At 53.3% G+C, this 19,799-nt stretch carries 16 protein-coding genes; 6 read left to right on the top strand and 10 right to left on the bottom strand.

Annotation, left to right across the window (positions count from 1 at the left end):
* The first annotated feature begins 176 nt into the window (after window positions 1-176).
* A complete protein-coding gene (locus tag AAGQ96_RS07190; RefSeq protein ID WP_147196654.1) occupies window positions 177-725 on the top strand; it encodes a YcbK family protein in 549 nt (182 codons plus the stop codon).
* A gap of 40 nt (window positions 726-765) precedes the next feature.
* Window positions 766-1,395: an MBL fold metallo-hydrolase gene (locus tag AAGQ96_RS07195; RefSeq protein ID WP_342755159.1), complete on the top strand. Its 630-nt coding sequence runs from the start codon at window positions 766-768 to the stop codon at window positions 1,393-1,395.
* A gap of 56 nt (window positions 1,396-1,451) precedes the next feature.
* Here AAGQ96_RS07195 and AAGQ96_RS07200 read toward each other — a convergent pair whose 3' ends face one another.
* From AAGQ96_RS07200 to pncB, 4 genes are all read right to left on the bottom strand, one after another.
* The gene (locus AAGQ96_RS07200; RefSeq protein ID WP_342755160.1) at window positions 1,452-2,642 is read right to left on the bottom strand and encodes an amino acid aminotransferase; all 1,191 of its coding nucleotides are present in this window, start codon (window positions 2,640-2,642) and stop codon (window positions 1,452-1,454) included.
* A 210-nt stretch (window positions 2,643-2,852) separates the two neighbouring features.
* Window positions 2,853-4,004 (bottom strand): porin OmpF, encoded by a 1,152-nt coding sequence (ompF, locus tag AAGQ96_RS07205; protein WP_305790947.1) that lies wholly within the window; start codon window positions 4,002-4,004, stop codon window positions 2,853-2,855.
* Between the two features lie 301 nt (window positions 4,005-4,305).
* Complete coding sequence (gene asnS / locus AAGQ96_RS07210; protein ID WP_147196661.1) at window positions 4,306-5,706, bottom strand: asparagine--tRNA ligase; 1,401 nt, start codon at window positions 5,704-5,706, stop codon at window positions 4,306-4,308.
* A gap of 171 nt (window positions 5,707-5,877) precedes the next feature.
* Window positions 5,878-7,083: a nicotinate phosphoribosyltransferase gene (gene pncB / locus AAGQ96_RS07215; protein ID WP_147196663.1), complete on the bottom strand. Its 1,206-nt coding sequence runs from the start codon at window positions 7,081-7,083 to the stop codon at window positions 5,878-5,880.
* A gap of 264 nt (window positions 7,084-7,347) precedes the next feature.
* Between pncB and pepN the strand changes: the two genes are divergently transcribed.
* On the top strand, window positions 7,348-9,963 hold the full coding sequence (gene pepN / locus AAGQ96_RS07220) for an aminopeptidase N (protein ID WP_342755161.1): 2,616 nt from the start codon (window positions 7,348-7,350) through the stop codon (window positions 9,961-9,963).
* Window positions 9,964-10,024: 61 nt separating this feature from the next.
* On the opposite strand, the gene ssuB is transcribed toward pepN, so the two are convergent.
* The 5 genes from ssuB to ssuE are packed head-to-tail and all read right to left on the bottom strand — an operon-like array spanning window position 10,025 to window position 14,287.
* Window positions 10,025-10,813, bottom strand: coding sequence for an aliphatic sulfonates ABC transporter ATP-binding protein (gene ssuB, locus AAGQ96_RS07225; RefSeq protein ID WP_147196667.1), 789 nt, complete (start codon window positions 10,811-10,813; stop codon window positions 10,025-10,027).
* Window positions 10,810-11,601 (bottom strand): aliphatic sulfonate ABC transporter permease SsuC, encoded by a 792-nt coding sequence (gene ssuC / locus AAGQ96_RS07230; RefSeq protein WP_147196669.1) that lies wholly within the window; start codon window positions 11,599-11,601, stop codon window positions 10,810-10,812. The genes ssuB and ssuC overlap by 4 nt, the downstream gene beginning before the upstream one ends.
* 7 nt (window positions 11,602-11,608) lie before the next feature.
* Window positions 11,609-12,754, bottom strand: a complete 1,146-nt coding sequence (gene ssuD, locus AAGQ96_RS07235; RefSeq protein WP_147196672.1) for an FMNH2-dependent alkanesulfonate monooxygenase — start codon at window positions 12,752-12,754, stop codon at window positions 11,609-11,611.
* An 11-nt stretch (window positions 12,755-12,765) separates the two neighbouring features.
* Window positions 12,766-13,725, bottom strand: coding sequence for a sulfonate ABC transporter substrate-binding protein (locus AAGQ96_RS07240; RefSeq protein WP_342755162.1), 960 nt, complete (start codon window positions 13,723-13,725; stop codon window positions 12,766-12,768).
* Between the two features lie 10 nt (window positions 13,726-13,735).
* Window positions 13,736-14,287 (bottom strand): NADPH-dependent FMN reductase, encoded by a 552-nt coding sequence (ssuE, locus tag AAGQ96_RS07245; protein ID WP_342755163.1) that lies wholly within the window; start codon window positions 14,285-14,287, stop codon window positions 13,736-13,738.
* A 399-nt stretch (window positions 14,288-14,686) separates the two neighbouring features.
* Here ssuE and pyrD point away from each other — a divergent pair, with 399 nt between their 5' ends.
* Together pyrD and AAGQ96_RS07255 are read left to right on the top strand one after the other, a co-directional pair.
* Window positions 14,687-15,697 (top strand): quinone-dependent dihydroorotate dehydrogenase, encoded by a 1,011-nt coding sequence (pyrD, locus tag AAGQ96_RS07250; protein ID WP_147196678.1) that lies wholly within the window; start codon window positions 14,687-14,689, stop codon window positions 15,695-15,697.
* A gap of 145 nt (window positions 15,698-15,842) precedes the next feature.
* On the top strand, window positions 15,843-16,385 hold the full coding sequence (locus AAGQ96_RS07255; RefSeq protein ID WP_147196680.1) for a cell division protein ZapC: 543 nt from the start codon (window positions 15,843-15,845) through the stop codon (window positions 16,383-16,385).
* Window positions 16,386-16,427: 42 nt separating this feature from the next.
* Here the strand turns inward: AAGQ96_RS07255 and AAGQ96_RS07260 are convergent, their stop codons facing one another.
* Window positions 16,428-17,543: a YcbX family protein gene (locus AAGQ96_RS07260; RefSeq protein ID WP_342755164.1), complete on the bottom strand. Its 1,116-nt coding sequence runs from the start codon at window positions 17,541-17,543 to the stop codon at window positions 16,428-16,430.
* A 135-nt stretch (window positions 17,544-17,678) separates the two neighbouring features.
* Here AAGQ96_RS07260 and rlmKL point away from each other — a divergent pair, with 135 nt between their 5' ends.
* Complete coding sequence (gene rlmKL, locus AAGQ96_RS07265; protein ID WP_342755165.1) at window positions 17,679-19,796, top strand: bifunctional 23S rRNA (guanine(2069)-N(7))-methyltransferase RlmK/23S rRNA (guanine(2445)-N(2))-methyltransferase RlmL; 2,118 nt, start codon at window positions 17,679-17,681, stop codon at window positions 19,794-19,796.
* Window positions 19,797-19,799 lie beyond the last annotated feature (3 nt).

A 19,799-nucleotide genomic window follows, 5' to 3' on the forward strand; every position in this document is an offset into this window, starting at 1 on the left:
TTCACGCTTTACTTTTCTCCGATTGCGTCCTGCATCGGAACGGGCACGGCAGGGACTTTAGGAAATGCCGTGCCCGTCACACTTCGTCGGTTGACGCAGCATTTTTACCCAGTTAAGGTTCGGGACGGTGACTATTTTCACCCTTTCAGAACATTTTAGCCGGGTAATACAGATTAATGGATAAATTCGACTCTCATCGCCGCAAATTGCTGGCCCTGGGCGGTTGCGCGTTAGGTTTGTCGCTGCTTCCGGGACAGGCGTTCGCTTCGCTGTCCACCTCTCGTCCAAGGGTTTTAACGCTGAATAACTTGCACACCGGAGAAAACCTCAAAACGGAATTCTTTAACGGTAAAAGCTATGACAAGGACGAGTTAACGCGCCTAAACCATTTTTTCCGTGATTATCGTGCCAACCAGATCAAAAGCATCGATCCGCACCTGTTCGATCAGCTTTATCTGCTCCAGGCCATGCTGAATACGCGCAAGCCAGTGCAGCTGATTTCAGGCTACCGCACGCTGGCAACCAATAATTCTCTCCGTTCACACGGCTCTGGCGTAGCAAAACACAGTTATCATACGCGGGGCCAGGCAATGGATTTTCATATCGAGGGCATCGCCCTGAGCAATGTACGCAAAGCGGCGCTTTCCATGAAAGCGGGGGGTGTAGGATACTACCCAAGCAGTAACTTTGTGCATATTGATACCGGGCCGGCGCGGCACTGGTAAGATGAAATTCCGGCCCGTGGGCTGGTGGTAATGGAGCATTATGGAATATCAAATCATACCGGTAACGGCATTCTCACAGAACTGTTCGTTAATCTGGTGTTCGGAAACGTTGCAGGCCGCAATCGTCGATCCGGGCGGTGATGCAGAAAAAATTCAGGCCAGCGTGAAAGCAAAGGGCGTGACGGTCACTCAAATTTTGTTGACCCATGGCCATCTTGACCATGTTGGCGCAGCAGCAGAACTGGCTGCTTTCTATAATGTTCCGATTATTGGGCCACATAAAGCTGACGCTTTCTGGCTGGAAAACCTGCCTGCGCAAAGCCAGATGTTTGGCTTTCCTGAGTGCGCTCCGCTATTGCCCGATCGCTGGCTGGAGGAGGGCGAAAAAGTCCAGACAGGAAATATCACTTTTGAGGTTCTGCTCTGCCCGGGACACACGCCGGGACACATCGTTTTTTTCGATCCCGCTTCGCGGATTTTGATATCAGGAGATGTGATCTTTAACGGCGGCGTAGGACGAACCGACTTCCCGCAGGGCAGCCACGATGATCTGATTCATGCCATCAAACACAAACTTCTCCCGTTAGGAGATGACGTGACGTTCCTGCCGGGCCACGGTCCGATGTCGACGCTGGGCCGCGAAAGAATAGCGAATCCTTTTTTGCAGTAACGGGACAGCATGAAATAAAAAAGCCTGCATTGAGCAGGCTTTTTTTTGCGCGCAATTTACAGCACGGCAACGATGGCTTCGCACAGTGGTGACATATTATCTGGCGTCATGCCTGCGACATTCACACGGCCTGAATTAACGGCATACACACCAAATTCTTCACGTAATCTGATGACCTGATCCTTGCTCAGCCCGCTGAACGAGAACATGCCGTTTTGGTTAATAATGAAGCTGAAATCGCCCTTAGCTCCTTTCTCCTGCAACGTATTAACAAACAGCTGACGCATGCGGTGAATGCGCTGACGCATATCGGTCAGCTCCTGCTCCCAGAGCGTACGTAACGTCTCGTTGCTGAGGATAGTGGCGACAACGGCCGCACCGTGCGCCGGTGGGTTTGAATAGTTGGCGCGGATGGTGGCTTTGACCTGGCTGAAAGCGGTATCAGCAATGCTGGCTTCACTGGCTACCAGCGTAAAAGCACCCACGCGCTCGTTATACAAACCAAAGTTTTTTGAATAAGAGCTGGCCACGATCAGTTCCTGATGACTTGCCGCGAAAATGCGCAGGCCTTCAGCGTCCTCTTCCAGCCCACGGGCAAAGCCCTGGTAGGCGAAATCGAACAGCGGTAGCCAGCCGTTAGCCAGCGACAGCTCAGCCAGCTGCGCCCACTGCTCAGCAGTAGGGTCGATGCCGGTTGGGTTATGGCAGCAGCCGTGAAACAGCACGACGTCACCCGCTTTAGCTTCACGCAGCGAGTTCAGCATGCCGTCAAAATCCAGTCCATGAGCGGCGGCGTCGTAATACTGATATTCAACGACTTCCAGACCGGCAGCGGCAAAAACGTTTTTGTGGTTTGGCCAGCTTGGATTACTGACCCAGATGCGTTTAGCGCTGGTCTGGGTGGCGATGAAATCGGCAGCAATACGCAGAGCACCCGTACCGCCAGGCGTCTGTGCAGTACGTGCACGCTTGTCTTGCAGAATGGCATTCTCTTTACCGAACAGCAGCACCTGAGTACATTTGCCAAAATCGGCGATGCCGTCGATGCTCAGATAATTTTTAGTCGTTTCATTTTCCAGCAGGTACTGCTCGGCTTTTTTTACGCTGGTCAGCACCGGGGTTTGCCCGGTTTCGTCTTTATACACGCCAATGCCGAGATTGATTTTATTAGGGCGTTCATCGGCGCGGAAAAGGTCGGCAAGGCCAAGGATAGGATCTGCGGCAGCAGCTGCAATGCGTTCAAACATAATGGAAGTCCGTTAGCTTAATCTGAAACGAAGTGGGTTTTCAGATTACCGCCGCCGTAACAAAATTGCCAACCGTTTGCGTGAAAAAGTGGATTAATAGCAGGAAGTTTTGAGGACAGACAGGCGAGCGACATTTATTTCAGAGATAAAAAAACGGGGCCGAAGCCCCGTTTTTCGTGTTGGCCGGAGGATAAATCCTCAGGCCCGCAATTAGAACTGGTAAACCAGACCTACTGCCACGGTGTCGTCGGTGTTCAGACCCAGTGGATTGTTGTCATCCAGCAGGTTGATCTGATAGTCAACGTAGGTAGACATGTTTTTGTTGAAGTAGTAGGTTGCGCCCACATCAACGTATTTGATCAGGTCAGCATCGCCAACGCCTTCAATATCCTTGCCTTTAGACTGCACGTAGGCAACGGATGGACGCAGACCGAAGTCAAACTGATACTGAGCGACTAATTCAATGTTCTGCGCTTTGTTAGCGAACGATGCGATTGACGCATCGCTGCCGTCAGAGAAGGTTCCGCTGTAAGAGATTGGCGTTGCGTTACGGGTTTCGCCGTACATTGCCGCCAGGTAAACGCTGTTAGCGTCATATTTCAGCGCGGTTGCCCATGCTTCAGCACGTTTGCCTGCGCCGCTGTTGTTAATAGTAATGGTATCAGCACTATCTTTAGAGTTCACTGCGGTACGAACACCAGCTGCCTGTGCATTAGTACGGTCATAAGAACCGTAAGCACCCGATACGCCTACACCGATTGGAGAGGTGTAGCTGGTAGACAACGCATAGCCGTCGCCGTTAGCACGACGGGTATCATCACGATCGTTCTTGCCCTGGTACTGTACAGCGAAGTCCCAGCCGTCAACCAGGCCGAAGAAGTTGGTGTTACGGTAGGTCAGAACGCCGGTAGTACGGCCGCCCAGGACGCCCAGGTCAGTATAAGCAGAGTCGCCACCGAATTCTGGCAGCATATCGGTCCAGCCCATTGGATCGTACAGCAGGCTGTAGTTACGGCCGTAGTCAATAGAGCCAAATTCAGCGAATTTCAGACCGGCGAAGCCCAGACGCGTTTTGTTACCGTCCTGCGCGTCTGAACCTTCTGAATTAGAAGCGTTAGCATTGTATTCCCACTGGCCGTAACCGGTCAGCTGGTCGTTAATCTGGGTTTCACCTTTGAAACCAAAGCGCACATAACTCTGGTCGCCGTCGTTGCCGTCATTATCAGAGAAGTAATGCAGACCAACTGCTTTGCCATAGAGGTCCAGCTTATTGCCGTCTTTATTATAAATTTCTGCTGCATTGGCTGCACCAGCGGCTAAAAGTGCTGGGATAACCAGTGCCAGAATGTTGCGCTTCATCATTATTTATTACCCTCATTGGAGTTATTTGGACACCTGCCACTGCCGTCAACAATTCTTTACAGAACCCTGAACCGAGTTTGGTGTCTTCCTGTGTCTGCACGCATCTTTCCATTCAGCGGTCGGTTAATCTACTCCGAAAATGCTACTAATCTCCTATTCTGGTTACAGGAGGAAAATATGTATTTCAAAATGTAAAATACAGGGAACTTTGTGAAGCATCTCATAATTTACAAAAATAAAAAAAGGCCAGCGAGGCTGACCTTTGTTATATATATGAATTTCTTATATTTAATGCCGAAAATCAGAAGCTGGCATTACGCGGTGTTCTTGGGAATGCAATCACGTCACGAACATTTTGCACGCCAGTAACATAAGCAATCAGGCGTTCGAACCCTAAGCCAAATCCTGAATGAGGGACTGTGCCATAGCGACGCAGATCGCGATACCACCAATAATCTTCTTTATTCAGACCCATTTCAGCCAGTCGCGCATCCAATACATCCAGACGCTCTTCACGCTGTGAACCGCCGATGATTTCACCAATGCCAGGCGCGAGAACATCCATAGCAGCCACGGTTTTACCATCGTCGTTCAGGCGCATGTAAAAGGCCTTGATGTCTTTTGGATAGTTTTTAACAACCACCGGCGCTTTGAAGTGTTTCTCTGCCAGATAACGCTCGTGTTCAGAAGAGAGATCGATGCCCCAGGAAACCGCATTTTCAAACTTTTCGCCACAGGCTTTCAGAATTTCGACGGCTTCGGTGTAATCCACCTGAGCAAAGTCTGTGGTTACAAATTGCTCAAGGCGTGAAATGGCTTCTTTGTCTACGCGCTCAGCGAAGAAGGCCATATCGTCAGCACGCTCTTCCAGAACGGCTTTGAACACATACTTCAGCATCGCTTCCGCTAATGCGGCATTATCTTCCAGATCGGCAAAGGCGACTTCCGGTTCAAGCATCCAGAATTCGGCCAGATGGCGGCTGGTATTTGAGTTTTCCGCACGGAAGGTGGGGCCAAAGGTATAGATTTTAGAAATTGCGCTGGCATAGGTTTCGCCGTTCAGCTGACCGGAAACGGTCAGGAAGGCTTCTTTGCCAAAAAAGTCTTCGTCATAATTGACTTTGCCTTCCGGCGTGCGCGGCAGGTTTTCCATATCCAGCGTAGAAACGCGGAACATTTCGCCAGCACCTTCGGTATCGGAGGCGGTAATCAGCGGTGTGGAAACCCAGAAAAAGCCTTGCTCATCAAAGAAACGATGCAGCGCCTGAGCCAGCGTGTGACGAACGCGAGCAACAGCACCAATCAGGTTGGTGCGCGGGCGCAGGTGAGCCACTTCACGCAGGTATTCAATGCTGTGACGCTTGGCAGCCATTGGATAGGTATCAGGATCGTCAACCCAGCCGACAACTTCAACGGCCGTGGCCTGAATCTCGAAGCTCTGGCCTTCGCCCGGAGATTCAACCACTTTACCGGTAATCATCACGGAACAGCCGGTAGTCAGACGCAGCACTTCTTCCTGATAATTATTCAGAGAATTATTGACGACAGCCTGGACGGGATTAAAGCAGGAGCCGTCATATACGGCGATAAAGGAAATACCGGCTTTTGAATCTCTTCGGGTACGTACCCAACCGCGAACGGTGACTTCGCTGTCAACCGCGACCCGGCCGTGCAGTAAATCCGCTACAGGCACAACGCTCATATAAAGTCTCTCTTTTCATCAGAATTAGAAATATCCCCGAAAATCGGGGTATGGCTATGTTACTTGCCGACGGACGAGACACAAGCAGAATTCGTTGTAATGAGGGAGATTTATTGCGTCAAAGCGGAAGAGAGGAGAAGAGGGGGGCGCCTCTTCTCCCTGAGCTATTCACTAGCTGGCTTTTTTCACCAGCGGCAAATCAAAGGCTTTTCGCAAAGCGCGGACGAAAGCTTTATCCTGACAAATTGTTTTGCCAGGGCTGTCGGAGAGTTTAGCAACCGGCTTGCCGTTACATTCCACCAGCTTGATCACGATATTAAGCGGCTTGACCTGAGGGATATCGCAGGTCAGACGCGTACCGATACCAAAGATGACGTTGGCACGCTGTCCAAAGTGGCGATAGAGGTCGAGCGCTTTATCCAAATCAAGATTATCGGAAAAGACCAGCGTCTTGCTTTGGGGATCAATGCCCAGCTTTTGGTAATGGGCGATAGCTTTTTCCCCCCATTCAACCGGATCGCCCGAATCATGGCGCAAACCCTGATAGCTGCTGGCGAAGTGCTGGCCGAAATCACGCAGGAAAGCGTCCATGGTGATACAGTCAGTCAGGGCAATGCCCAGGCTGTCAGGATATTCCTCCAGCCATGCCTGAAGCGCTGCGCGCTGGCTGTTCGCCAACACCGGGCTGATTTGTTGATGTGCCTGGAACCATTCGTGAGCCTGAGTCCCCACCGGTGCCAGCTGTAACTGACGGGCAACATCATAATTGCTGGAACCAACCAGCCACGGAAAATCTGCTTTCAGCGTGCTGACAATCGCCATCTGCACATCGCGTGAAAAACGGCGGCGCGTCCCAAAATCCATCAGCTTAAAGCGTGACATATCTAAATCGTTGGTCAGCGTGCTGAAACCAGCCAGCTTGCTTTGCAATCGTTCGACGGCCATCTCTGGCTGCACGGTTGGCGAGCGATGGCGGTGAACCACTTCACTGATCAGCGCCAGCAGAGGGACTTCCCACAGAATCACTTCCAGCCAGGGGCCGGCAATACGGATATCGAGCTTGCCCTGATGATTACGCACGCGGACCTGAGAGGGGTCGTAACGGAATTGCCGTAGCCACTGGAGGTAATCCGGCGTAAAAAAGGGCAGCCCGGAAAGGTATTCAGCTTCTTCGCTGGTGAGCGCCAGCGACTGCATCATACTAATCTGACTCGAAATTTCATCAGCGTAGATGCCGAGAAGATCGTCACCCCGGCAGCGAAACTCCGCTACGACGGAAACCTTCTGATAACGATGAAATACCGCCTGTTGCATATGCAACTTGTAGGCATCGGTGTCCAGCAATGTGGTCAGTATCGGGGAAGCATGTCGTGTCATGGTGCGTTTCAGCATCCTCTGGCGAAGAGCGTTATCCCTGGTTAAAAAAAAGGAAAAGACGCAGGAGTATAACTTGAATACTCATTTATTGAACCCGATCACAGCACAATTCAGCAGGGCAGGTCGAGGGCAATCTGTGCGCTTGTTAATGGAATGTATATTTTAACCGCATTATTCACCGCAGAACCGCATTCTCCGTGGCAACATCACGACAACAGGAATAGACTTGAAACGGTTAACTAATTATCGACGTGAGAAGGACTTATGACGCAATTGCCGCAAGCCAAGCATCGCCATGATTATCGTGCGCCGGATTATACTATTACCGATATTGACCTCACCTTTGTCCTTGATGCCGCCACCACCCGAGTCACGGCTGAGAGCCGGGTAAAGCGCTTAGGAAACCCCGGCGCGCCGTTGCGTCTCGACGGCGGCGACCTGACGCTGGTTTCTCTGGAAGTGGATGGCCAGGCGTGGTCGCATTATCAGCTGGAAGACGGGGCGCTTACCCTGACCAATTTACCGGAAACTTTCTCGTTGAAGATCGTCAACGATATTCATCCGGACAAGAACACCGCGCTGGAAGGGCTGTATAAGTCTGGCGAAGCGCTGTGCACGCAGTGTGAAGCTGAAGGTTTCCGCCATATTACCTGGTATCTCGATCGGCCCGACGTGCTCGCCCGTTTTACGACGACGCTGATCGCAGAAAAGCATCTCTATCCCTATCTGTTGTCGAACGGCAACCGGATCGATGGCGGCGAGGTGGGAGATGGCCGTCACTGGACCAAATGGGAAGATCCCTTCCCGAAACCTTGCTATCTGTTCGCGCTGGTCGCAGGCGATTTTGATGTATTACGCGACAGTTTCAAAACGCGTTCAGGCCGCGATGTGGCGCTGGAGATATTTGTCGATCGCGGCAATCTCGATCGCGCTGACTGGGCCATGACCTCGTTGAAAAACAGCATGAAGTGGGATGAAGAACGCTTCGGGCTGGAATACGACCTGGACATTTTCATGATCGTCGCCGTTGATTTCTTCAACATGGGCGCAATGGAAAACAAAGGCCTGAACGTCTTTAACGCCAAATACGTGCTGGCTAAAGCGGAAACCGCGACGGACAAAGACTATCTCGGCATTGAAGCTGTAATTGGTCATGAATATTTCCATAACTGGACCGGTAACCGCGTCACCTGCCGCGACTGGTTCCAGTTAAGCCTGAAAGAAGGTTTGACCGTTTTCCGCGATCAGGAGTTCAGCTCTGATTTGGGTTCCCGCGCGGTTAACCGTATTGATAACGTACGCATTATGCGTGGCGCGCAGTTTGCGGAAGATGCCAGCCCGATGGCGCATCCAATCCGTCCTGAACAAGTTATCGAAATGAATAACTTCTACACCCTGACCGTGTATGAAAAGGGTTCGGAAGTGATCCGCATGATGCACACGCTGTTAGGCGAAGAAAACTTCCAGAAAGGCATTCAGCTCTACTTCGAGCGTCACGACGGCAGTGCGGCAACCTGTGATGATTTTGTTCAGGCGATGGAAGATGCCTCTAATGTCGATCTCTCACAGTTCCGCCGCTGGTACAGCCAGTCGGGCACGCCAGTGCTCTCAATCCGGGATGATTACAATCCTGAGCTGGAACAATATACGCTGCACGTCACGCAAATGACGCCGCCGACTGCCGACCAAAAGCAAAAGCTGCCGCTGCATATTCCGCTTGATATCGAGCTTTACGACGGCGAAGGCAACGTGATTCCTTTGCAGCACAACGGTCATCCTGTGCATCACGTGCTGAACGTGACGGAAGAGTTCCAGAGCTTCGTTTTCGATAACGTTTACTTCCAGCCGGTGCCTTCTTTGCTGCGTGAATTCTCTGCGCCAGTGAAGCTGGATTACAACTGGAGTGATGCTCAGCTGACCTTCCTGATGCGTTATGCCCGCAATGATTTTTCTCGCTGGGACGCCGCTCAGAGTCTGCTTGCTACCTACATCAAACTCAACGTGGCGCGTTACCAGCAGGGGCAGCCGCTCTCTCTGCCGCTGCACGTGGCGGATGCCTTCCGCGCGGTGCTGCTGGAAGAGAACAGCGATCCCGCGTTGATGGCGCTGATCCTGACATTGCCGACGGAGAATGAAATAGCCGAGCTGTTTGATGTTATCGATCCGGAAGCGATTGCAGAAGTCAGGGAGTCGCTGCTGCGCACGCTGGCGACAGAACTGGCTGATGAGTGGCTGGCGGTTTATCACGCGCATCACAGCACGGAATATCGCATCGATCATGCGGATATCGGCAAGCGTGCATTGAAAAACGTTTGCCTGACCTATCTGGCATTTGGCGACGCTAAGCTGGCGGAAAAACTGATTGTTTCCCAGTTTAACAAGGCCAACAACATGACCGATTCGCTGGCGGCGATGGTGGCTTCTGTCGCGGCACAGTTGCCTTGCCGTGATGAACTGTTAACTGAGTTCGACGAGCGCTGGCATCGGGACGGACTGGTGATGGATAAGTGGTTTAGCCTCCAGGCGACAAGCCCGGCGGACGACGTGCTTAGCCGTGTACGGGCGCTGTTAAGCCATCGCTCGTTTACCCTGAGTAATCCAAACCGCATCCGCTCACTGGTTGGCGCATTCGCGTCTGGCAATCCTGCGGCTTTCCACGCGAAAGACGGCAGCGGCTATCAGTTCCTGGTGGAAATCCTGACGGATTTGAATACGCGTAATCCTCAGGTAGCCGCGCGAATGATTGAGCCGCTGATCCGCCTGAAACGCTATGATGCCGACCGTCAGGCATTGATGCGCAGCGCGCTGGAGCAGTTAAAAGGGCTGGAGAACCTCTCCGGCGATCTGTATGAGAAGATCGCTAAAGCCCTAAATAACTAACCGTTAGCCATAAAAATGGCCCGGCGCTGATGAGGCGTTGGGCCATTTTATAAGGAAAAAACTATCGTTGAGCGTAACGCTTTTCCACTTCTACCGGCGAGCGCTTCATCACGCGATCCAGCACTTCCGCTTCCAGCTCGGCCAGGCGCACTGAACCTTTACGGCGCGGACGCGGCAAATCAATCGTTAAATCCAGTCCAATCTGACCTTCTTCAATTAACAGGACGCGATCGGCCATGGCGACGGCTTCGCTCACATCGTGCGTCACCAGCAGCACGGTGAAATGATGGCGTTGCCAGAGAGATTCAATTAAATCCTGCATCTCAATGCGGGTTAGTGCATCCAGCGCGCCTAAGGGTTCATCAAGCAACAGCAGGCCCGGACGGTGGATCAGCGCACGCGCCAGCGCGACACGCTGTTTCTGACCACCGGAAAGCGCCGCCGGCCACTCTTTCGCCCGGTCAGCCAGGCCGACCGCTTCAAGCGCTTCCAGCGCCGCGGTTTTCCAGGCTTTGCCTTTTAAGCCCAGACCGACGTTATCGATAATACTTTTCCAGGGCAGCAAACGTGCATCCTGGAACATCAGGCGGGTATCGTCTCTTGCTTCACTCAGCGATGCGCTTCCGGCCAGTAGCTCACCGGTTGAGGTCTTTTCCAGCCCGGCCAGCAGGCGGAGAAGCGTACTTTTGCCGCAGCCGCTGCGTCCCACCACCGCCACAAACTGGCCGGAAGGGATATGCAGATCGATGTTATTCAGTACTGTCCTGCCGTTATACTGCTTGCTGACGCCGTTAATCACCAGAGGCGTGCCGGCATTGAGACGCGCCGGAGCGGTTTTTACTTCACTCATGCATTTTCCTCTTTCAGTTGATAAGCCGGGTGCCAGCGCAGCCAGACGCGTTCGAGTAACAGCGCGCTGACGTCAGCCAGTTTACCGAGCAGGGCATAAAGGATAATGGCGACTACCACCACATCCGTTTGTAAGAATTCGCGAGCGTTCATTGCCAGATAGCCAATACCTGAATTCGCGGAAATGGTTTCTGCAACAATCAGCGTCAGCCACATCAAACCCAGTGCAAAACGTACGCCGACCATAATGGAAGGCAGCGCTCCCGGCAGCACTACCTGAATAAACAGGCTCCAGCCGGAAAGACCATAGCTGCGCGCCATTTCTACCAGTCCGCGATCGATATTGCGGATGCCGTGATAAGTATTGAGATAAATCGGGAACAGCGTCCCCAGCGCCACCAGGAAAATCTTGGCGGATTCGTCAATGCCGAACCAGAGGATCACCAGCGGGATGAGCGCCAGGTGCGGTACGTTACGCAGCATCTGCACTGAGGTATCCAGCAGGCGTTCGCCAAGGCGTGACATACCGGTAATCAGTCCCAGAATCAGCCCAATTGACCCGCCAATACTGAAACCAATAGCGGCACGCCAGCTGCTGATCGCCAGGTGCTGCCACAACTCACCGCTGGCGGAAAGATTCCAGAAAGTGACCACAATGGCTTCCGGCGACGGCAGGATACGGGTTGAAAGCCAACCCGTTTGTGAGGCAATTTGCCAGACCACGATCAGCAGGACAGGTAACGCCCAGGGGATAAGCTGATTTCCGATGCGGTTAAGTTGTTTTTTCATAGTGACCTCAGCTCTGCGAAACTTTTTGTGGCGCGAAGTCATGCGCTACCGCTTCGCCATGCGCGGTAATGGCATGCGGCCTGGGCACTTCCGGCACGTTCAGATCGAGATGCGGGAACAGCAGTTCTCCCACGCGGTAAGCCTCTTCCAGATGCGGATAGCCCGACAGAATAAAGGTTTCAATGCCCAGATCGGCATATTCCTGCATTCTTGCTGCTACCGTTTCGCCATCGCCGACCAGTGCCGTACCCGCACCACCGCGCACCAGGCCAACGCCTGCCCACAGATTCGGGCTGATTTCCAGCTTGTCGCGGCGACCCCCGTGCAGCGCGGCCATACGGTGCTGGCCAACGGAATCGGTCTTCGCCAGCGCGGCCTGAGCTTTAGCAATGGTGGCATCATCCAGATGTGAGATCAGACGATCGGCCGCTTTCCACGCTTCTTCATTGGTTTCACGCACGATAACGTGCAAACGAATGCCGAATTTTACCTTGCGGCCCTGTGCGGCTGCTTTGGAGCGCACCTGTTCAATTTTCTCTTTAACCTGCGCCGGAGGCTCGCCCCAGGTCAGATAAACGTCGACCTGTTCAGCGGCCAGATCCTGCGCGGGTTCAGAAGAACCGCCAAACCACAGCGGTGGGCGCGGCTGTTGTACCGGTTTGAACATCAGACGTGCGCCACGGACGTGCACGTGTTTGCCTTCGTAATCAACCGTTTCGCCTTCGAGCACACGTCGCCATACGCGGGTAAATTCGGCAGATTCATCATACCGTTCTTTGTGATCGAGGAAAACGCCATCACCGGCCAGTTCTTCTGCATCACCGCCCGTTACCAGGTTGAACAGTGCGCGGCCGTTAGAGAGGCGATCCAGCGTTGCCGCCTGGCGCGCGGCCTGAGTAGGGGAGATAACGCCAGGGCGCAGCGCGACCAAAAAACGCAGGCGTTGCGTAACCGGGATCAGCGACGCTGCAACCAGCCAGGCATCTTCGCAGGAACGACCGGTTGGAATTAACACGCCGCCAAAGCCTAAACGATCGGCCGCCTGAGCAATTTGTTGCAGATAACCATGATCGACCGGACGTGCGCCTTCGGCAGTCCCTAAATAATGACCATCACCGTGGGTTGGCAGAAACCAGAAAACAGAAAGGCTCATCGTGTCACTCCTTATTCAGTCACGGAAGTGGCGTGCCAGATACGGCTGGCTACGTCGACTTTTACCGGCATTAAATGATTGGCATAAAACAGATCGGCAGTATGCTGTTGGGCTTTGGCCGTTTTCTCACTTACCGGGCCAATAATCGTTGGCGGCCGGTGGTCAAGATAACTGGCAATAACCGGTTCAGGCAGGCCAATGGTTTTAGAGAGGAGGGCGATACTTTGCGTGCGATCGCTGCGCGTTAGCTCGTCGGCCTGGCTAAAGGTATCCAATACCGCATTGACAAAGGGACCGTTGGCTTCGGTAAACGAGCGGGTCGCCAGGTAAAAAGAACCTGTCAGGTTCAAATCGCTGCCGTCTGCCAGCACCCGGACGCCGCCTTGAAGCAACGCGGCGGAGTAGTAAGGATCCCAAATCGCCCACGCATCCACATCGCCCTGCTGGAAGGCTGCACGCGCGTCAGCAGGTGTCAGATAGGTTGGTTTGATATCGCTGAACGTCAGGCCAGCTTTCGTCAATGCACGCAGCAGTAAATTGTGTGAACTGGAGCCTTTCTGGAAGGCGACCTTATGGCCTTTCAGGTCAGCTACGGTTTTAATCGGGCTGTTTTCCGGTACCAAAATCACTTCGGACTGCGGCTTCGGTGGCTCAGAGCCGACATACAGCAGATCCGCACCTGCCGCCTGAGCAAAGATTGGCGGGATATCGCCGGTACTGCCTAAATCAATGCTGTTAACGTTTAAGGCTTCCAGCATTTGTGGGCCAGCAGGGAACTCAACCCATTTGATCTGCGTACCGGGAAAACGCTTTTCCAGCAGCTGGTGGGAACGGGCCAGCGCCATACTGACTGAACCTTTCTGATAACCAATACGGAAAGTTTTGGGTGCGGCGGGTTCGGCAGCAAAAGTGCTGCCCATTAACAAACCAGTGACTGCCAGTGCCGATACGAAACGCGTAAACAAACTCATGCTTTCTTCCTTATACGGCAGTAGCCAGTGGCTGGTGTCGACGCGCAAGCGCATGCCAAAACGTCTCCACCGACTCAGCAATACGGTCCGCCAGGAGTGGGGAAAGCTCCGGCTGCCGGTCGTAGTTTGCGATCTGACTGTCGTCAGCGAAGACACCGTGCAGCACTTCCTGAGCTTTCAGGGCGTTCAGAACCGGCTTGAGGGCATAGTCAACCGCCAGCATATGAGCAAGCGTCCCGCCAGTCGCCAGCGGCAGCACCACTTTATGTTCCAGTGCGCGCTCGGGCAGTAAATCCAGCAGCGTTTTCAATGCGCCGGAAAACGAGGCTTTATAGACCGGGGTTGCCACGATCAGGCCATCCGCGCTCTCCAAATCCTCCCGCAGTGCCAGCAGGGCAGGGGAATCAAAACGCGCATAAAGCAGATCTTCAGGATGAAAATTATGCAGGTTCCAGGGTATGACTTCGACGCCGCGCTGTTCAAGGGCCTGCTGGCAGAGCGTCAGCAGGGCTGTAGACCGGGAAGGATAGCGAGGACTTCCTGCCAAAGTAATAACGCGCATCACCACTCCTTATAACTAAAAGTTATTGATTAAGCTTATTTTCAAACCGATGGAACTATCCTGACAGAGTGTGCAGAGAGGCTTAAATGATTTATCCGGCATATTTAAGTCGATTTTTAGATAAGAAAGGCGGGCCTGAGGAGAAACAGTGAAAAAAGAGCAGGATGCAACAGCGAAACCGGACGCAAACGTTTTACTTTCCGGTCAAACGACTTTACCATTTTCCCCCGCGCCTGCAGCGTCACTGCGTCGTCTTCAACCCGTATCTTCTTCCGCAACATGTCCATAATAAAGGCGGGAAAGGTCAGGGTACCGCACGCATTTTCAGGGTAGGTATCGTTGCGATACCACCGTTAGCTTTTTCCCGGGTCCGGTATCGCCGGCCATTCAGGAGCGAACATGTACAATCTGGTCCGTAAGGCGCTGTTTCAGCTGGATGCTGAACGTGCGCATGAACTGACTTTACAGCAGCTGCACCGCATAACCGGTACGCCACTGCTTCATCTGGCTCGTCAAACGCTGCCTTTCAAACCGGTAAACTGTATGGGGCTGGTATTTAAAAATCCCCTTGGCCTGGCCGCAGGACTGGATAAAAACGGTGAATGTATTGATGCCTTTGGCGCAATGGGCTTTGGATCGATTGAAATTGGTACGGTAACGCCACGCCCGCAGCCGGGTAATGACAAGCCAAGAATGTTTCGTATTCTGGAGGCGGAAGGGATCATTAACCGCATGGGTTTCAATAACCTCGGCGTAGACCATTTGGTCGAAAACGTAAAAAAAGCGCATTTCGATGGTGTCCTGGGCATTAATATCGGGAAAAATAAAGATACGCCGGTCGAACTGGGCAAAGAAGATTATTTAATCTGTATGGAAAAGGTTTATCCCTGGGCGGGATATATTGCGATTAATATCTCTTCACCAAATACGCCTGGATTACGTACGCTGCAATATGGCGAAGCATTGGACGATTTGCTGTTAGCGATAAAACAAAAACAGCAAGAGCTTGAAAAGCTACATCATAAATATGTTCCCGTTGCGGTAAAAATTGCGCCGGACCTCACAGAAGAAGAGCTTATCCAGATCGCGGATAGTTTAGTGCGGCACAACATTGATGGTGTTATTGCGACCAATACAACGCTGGACCGTTCTCTGGTTAACGGCTTAAAACACAGCGATGAAATGGGCGGGCTGAGCGGTCGCCCGCTGCAATTGCGCAGTACGGAAATTGTTCGCCGACTTTCACATGAACTTCAGGGACGGCTACCGATAATTGGCGTAGGTGGAATAGATTCCCTGGTCTCTGCCAGAGAAAAAATGGCCGCTGGCGCGTCGCTGGTGCAAATATATTCCGGCTTTATTTATAAAGGGCCGCCTTTGATAAAAGAAATTGTCACGAATTTGATCTGAAACCGACTTAACTTAGCCAGGGGCTTTATTTTCGCCTCTGGCTCGTTTATATTTTGTCCTGTTTACCCATTATTCAGACTATTGTGATGGCGTTGGCCGTCATCAACATATAGCGTGCTTACCTTTATTCATTACAGGACGCCCTATGAGGATTAAACCTGACAACAGCTGGCGCTGGTTTTTCGATGCTGAAAACGACCGCATGATGCTGGATATGGCCGACGGGACGCTATTCTGCTCACGCTTCCCGCGTAAGATGCTCACGCCAGATGCCTTCACGCCTTCGGGATTCTGTGTTGATGATGCCGCGCTGTTTAACAGCTTTGAAGAGAACAGCCGTAATGGCGATTTGAACGATGAGCAGCGTACCGAGCTGATATTAAACGCGCTGGTGGCACAACGCTTTCTTAAGCCGCTGATGCCCAAAAGCTGGCATTTCGAAACGCATCTGCAAAACAAAACGCCTGTTGAGGGTGAGATGGTAGCGGTACGCCTGTGTGAAAACGGCGAAGAAGCGACGCTGCTGGTGGTTGAAGCCGGAGAAAGCGCGGCGCTCTGTCTGCTGGCGCAGCCGCAACTGGCGCTGGCAGGTCGCACCATGATGCTTGGCGATGCCATCAAGGTGATGAACGATCGCCTGCTTCCGGCTATTTCGCAGTACCATTTCTCTTTTGCTCGCGCGGTGTAACCGAATCGTTATCCGCGCCCGGTAACAGCGTTTGGGCTGGCGTCATCGCTGGCTAATGACGATATTGCCTGTGGGAATGCAGCTGCAGGTCAGGATGGATTGATCCTCACGAACCGCCCCTTTTTTCATAGCGCGAACCTGGCCCGCTTCCAGCCTGACGCGGCAACTGCCACAAATTCCGGCGCGGCATGAGTAGGGAATGCGATAACCCTGCATTTCCAACTGCTCCAGCAACACCTGTTGATTGTTGCCGCGGAATGTTTCTCCCTGCCAACAGATCGTCACGCTCTCGGCCGCCTCATTAACCACTTCTAATGCTTCAGCAATCACGCCCGCGCCATAGGCACGTGGTGCGCTTGTTTCCAACACCTCAAGCTCATCGCCCACCCGCAGAATCCCGCTGTTGCGGGCGATAAGATTCAAACCAAAATCGACATCTCCGCTGCCATCCGCTGCGGTACGAAATTTTTGCAGCGTGCTCAGAGGTTCGCCAGTGGGATGTTTTCGGCCGCGCTCGGGACTGACGGTCGTAAAAATACAGCGGCTGCACGGTTTGGGGACATCAAATTCAACGCTGCCGATCTTGACCCGGGACCAGCTGTCTTCCGCCCAGGGCGTTGCGCCGGTTACCACCAGGTTGGGCCTGAACTGTTCCAGTTTGACCCCTGCCGGACAGCGCTGGCGTAAATCCTGAAGGGACGCTTCATTAACCAGCAGAAAAGGGAAGCCATCGGCGAATCCCAGCGGCACCTGCTGAAACCGTTTTACCCGGCGGGTCATTTCCGGGCCAACCCAGCGTAGCTGCACGGCGCGAGGAAAAAAGCCGCTCAGCCATTCATTAATAGCGTCAGGAGCGATCGATGAGGTGAAACTATTGCCCCAGATTTCTGTTGGCGCAGCAACGTTGGCAAAATCGGCAAAGCAAATTGTCGCGCTGCTGCCGTCCGGCGCGGCCAGATACAAACCTTCAGGAGTCAGCGCGGGGGTGAAAAGCACCATTTCAGGATACTGGCGGGCAGTGATAAATGTCCCGTCCGGGTCAGTCAGCATAAACACGCGATCGAAAGCCAGACCGCTTGCCAGCACCTGAGCATGGGAAACCTGGGTGCCGCGCATGGATTTTACCGGGTGAATAAACAGACGAGACAGGCCGATCATAAGATCTCCGGGCAGAAAAAGGGATGCCAGCGCGAAAAACTGCCGGGGGAGCTGACGAAAAGAAGCTAACTTTATGACATGTGCCTGCGATTAGCTATAATGCGCAGCAATTTTCTGAAGACGATAAGTGACGGTATGAATTCTCTGTTTGCCAGTACGGCGCGTGGGCTCGAAGAGCTGTTAAAAAGTGAACTGGAAGCGATGGGGGCGCAAGCCTGCCAGGTTGTCCAGGGCGGCGTACATTATCAGGGTGACGATCGTCTGATGTACCAGAGCCTGATGTGGAGCCGTCTGGCTTCCCGCATCCTGCTGCCGCTGACCGAGTGTGGCGTCTATAGCGACCTGGATCTCTATCTGGGCGTGCAGGCGATCGACTGGCCGGCCATGTTCGGCAGCGATAAAACCTTTGCCGTGCATTTCAGCGGCCTGAATGAAGTGATTCGCAACAGCCAGTACGGTGCGCTGAAAGTCAAAGACGCCATCGTGGACAGCTTCACGCGTAAAAACCTGCCGCGCCCGGATGTGGATCGCGAGCAGCCCGATATTCGCGTTAACGTCTGGCTGAATAAAGACACCGCGAGCATTGCGCTTGATCTGAGCGGAGAAGGTCTGCATCAGCGCGGCTATCGCCAGCAGACTGGCCAGGCACCTTTAAAAGAGAACCTGGCCGCGGCAATCGTGCTGCGTTCCGGCTGGCAAGCGGGTACGCCGCTGGTGGATCCGATGTGCGGTTCAGGAACCTTGCTGATCGAAGCGGCGATGATTGCCAGCGATCGTGCGCCTGGCCTGCATCGCACCCACTGGGGCTTTACCGGCTGGAATAAATTTGATGACGTGCTGTGGCGTGAAGTGACCAGCGAAGCACAAGTTCGTGCTCGCCGGGGCGTGCAGGAAACGACTTCACGTTTCTTTGGCTACGATAACGATTCCCGCGTGATTGAACGTGCGCGTGCCAACGCCCGTCGCGCAGGCCTGGCGGACATTATCGGTTTCACCGTACAGGACGTGCTGAAACTGACTAATCCACTGCCTGAAGGGCCGGTGGGCACCGTGCTGAGCAACCCGCCTTACGGTGAGCGTCTGGAAAGCGAACCCGCGCTGATTGCTCTGCACAGCCAGCTCGGCCGTATTATGAAGAATCACTTCGGCGGCTGGAACCTGTCGCTGTTCAGCGCGTCACCAGAACTGTTGAGCTGCCTGCAACTGCGTGCAGAGCGCCAGTTCAAAGCCAAAAATGGTCCGCTGGACTGCGTGCAGAAAAACTACCAGCTGGCGGTCAGCGCTTCGCCAAACCCGGCTGGGCAGATCGCTGAAGACTACGCTAACCGCCTGCGTAAAAACTTGAAGAAGCTGGAGAAATGGGCGCGTCAGGAAGGCATCGAATGCTACCGTATTTATGACGCCGATCTGCCGGATTATAATGTCGCGGTCGATCGTTATGGCGAGTGGGTCGTGGTGCAGGAATACGCGCCGCCAAAAACCATCGACCCAACCAAAGCCCGTCAGCGCCTGTTCGACGTGATTTCCGCCACGCTCAGCGTGCTGGATCTGCCAGCAAACAAGCTGGTCATGAAAACCCGCGAGCGTCAGAAAGGCAAAAGCCAGTATCAGAAGCTGGGCGAGAAGGGCGACTTCTTTGAAGTTTCCGAATTTAACGCAAAGCTGTGGGTGAACCTGACTGACTATCTCGATACCGGTCTGTTCCTCGATCACCGGGTTGCCCGCAAAATGCTGGGTCAGATGAGCAAAGGAAAAGATTTCCTTAACCTGTTTGCTTATACCGGCAGCGCCAGCGTTCACGCAGGCCTCGGCGGCGCGCGCAGTACCACGACTGTAGATATGTCCCGCACCTATCTGGAATGGGCCGAGCGTAACCTGCGCCTGAACGGATTGACCGGACGTCAACACCGCCTGATGCAGGCCGACTGCCTGAGCTGGCTGCGTGACTCCGACGAGCAGTTCGATCTGATCTTTATCGATCCGCCAACGTTCTCAAACTCCAAACGTATGGAAGAGAGTTTTGACGTGCAGCGCGATCATTTATTGTTGATGAAAGATCTGAAAAGGCTGCTGCGTAAAGGCGGCACCGTGATGTTCTCCAACAACAAACGCGGCTTCAAAATGGACCACGACGGGCTGGCTGAGCTGAATCTTGCTGCGCAGGAAATCACCGCCAAAACCCAGTCGCAGGATTTTGCCCGCAACCGTCAAATTCATAACTGCTGGCTGATTACTCACGCCGGTAAGGAATAAGTT

It is taken from the genome of Pantoea sp. MBD-2R (assembly GCF_039134845.1).
Lineage (GTDB): Bacteria > Pseudomonadota > Gammaproteobacteria > Enterobacterales > Enterobacteriaceae > Erwinia.